The organism is Oceanicella sp. SM1341 (genome assembly GCF_003448965.1).
Taxonomy (GTDB): Bacteria; Pseudomonadota; Alphaproteobacteria; order Rhodobacterales; family Rhodobacteraceae; genus Paroceanicella.
Genome location: NZ_QRGC01000097.1, coordinates 1 through 782, shown reverse-complemented (window position 1 = coordinate 782; position 782 = coordinate 1). Strand labels below are relative to the sequence as shown.

Below are 782 nucleotides of genomic sequence, written 5' to 3'. Positions count from 1 at the left end.
CCATATAATTGGTTAAATTAGGTCTCCCCAGAGACCTCACAAGCCCAGCTGAACTACATCACATGGGTTCCAAACTGGTGCTGCATACTCCAATATGGGCCTAACGTACACGGTGTACAGTGTCCTGAATGATTCCTTATTAAGATGTCGGAATGCTGTTCTCAGGTTTGCCAGGCGCCCATATGCTGCAGCAGTTATTTGATTGATGTGTGCTTCCGGAGACATGCTCGGTGTTATACTCACCCCAAGATCTTTCTCCTTGAGTGAGGTTTGCAGTCTTTGGCCACCTAGCCTATACTCTGTCTGCGGTCTTCTTTGCCCTTCCCCAATCTTCATGACTTTGCATTTGGCAGGATTAAATTCGAGAAGCCATTTGCTGGACCAGGTGTCCAGTCTGTCCAGGTCTCTTTGAAGTCCTGCCTGGTCCTCATCAGATTTAATTCTCCTCATTAACTTCACATCATCTGCAAACAGGGACACTTCTGAGTCTAACCCTTCCATCAGGTCTGACCCCTGTGGGACCCCGCTCGTCACAGGTGCCCACTGTGATACATCATTACGTACCATGACTCGTTGTTGCCTCCCTGTCAGGTATTCTCTGATCCATTGCAGTGCCCTTCCTGTTATATGTGCCTGATGCTCTAGCTTCTGCACTAATCTCTTGTGAGGAACTGTGTCAAAGGCCTTCTTGCAGTCCAAGAAAATGCAATCTACCCACCCCTCTCTCTCTTGTCTTACTTCTGTTATTTTATCATAAAACTCCAGAAGGTTTGTGATACAGG

General features: G+C 47.2%; 1 protein-coding gene. It reads right to left on the bottom strand.

What is annotated here, in order from left to right:
- Positions 1 to 36 precede the first annotated feature (36 nt).
- Positions 37 to 782, bottom strand: a 746-nt coding sequence (locus D3P35_RS25900; protein ID WP_157982357.1) for a reverse transcriptase domain-containing protein, incomplete at its 5' end; no start/stop codon positions are given.